The following is a 540-nucleotide window of genomic DNA, read 5'->3' as shown; positions in this document are numbered from 1 at the left end:
GATATTTCATTTCATAATTACATTTATGAATAATATAATTTTAATTAGATAAAAACTAGCTAACGTATCAATAAGGAGAAAATATGAGCAAAGAAATAATCTTAAATGATTACATTGATAAAATCAATGAAATATCAAAAAACGATATTAATCAAGATCAAAAAGAGCTAATAATTAATATCTTAAAAAGAACAGATGAAAAAGATTTACAAAACGTATATCAATTTCTAATCAAAAGAGTGAAAATTGGTTTTGTTTTTGATGAAGCACCAGCTAGCAAAAACACATCTTTAGCCTTGCTTAAAAAAGACGAAAAAAAATCATTTATTAATGATCTATTAAACCAACAAGAATCCCAAAATACTCTTATTATCGGTGAAAACTATGACGCTTTAAAGAATCTATTAGCGATAGAGAGAGAGAGAGAGAGTCGCTAGCGACTCAAATGCACTTTACGATGTAATTTACATCGATCCTCCTTATAATACTGAATCATCTTTGAGCGATGGAAATAGTTTAAAAAACGGCGAAAAAGATGAT

1 protein-coding gene is annotated in these 540 nt (G+C 27.2%); it reads left to right on the top strand.

From position 1 onward, the window contains the following. The first annotated feature begins 83 nt into the window (after positions 1 to 83). Positions 84 to 437 carry a type III restriction endonuclease subunit M gene (locus tag NXS15_RS03765; protein WP_259290524.1) on the top strand — a complete coding sequence of 118 codons (354 nt, stop codon included), beginning with the start codon at positions 84 to 86 and terminating at the stop codon, positions 435 to 437. Positions 438 to 540 lie beyond the last annotated feature (103 nt).

The organism is Mycoplasma sp. CSL7475-4, assembly GCF_024834065.1.
Taxonomy (GTDB): domain Bacteria; phylum Bacillota_I; class Bacilli_A; order Mycoplasmatales; family Metamycoplasmataceae; genus Mycoplasmopsis.
The sequence above is the reverse complement of the archived record's forward strand: the minus strand, read 5'-3'. Positions and strand labels throughout refer to the sequence as shown.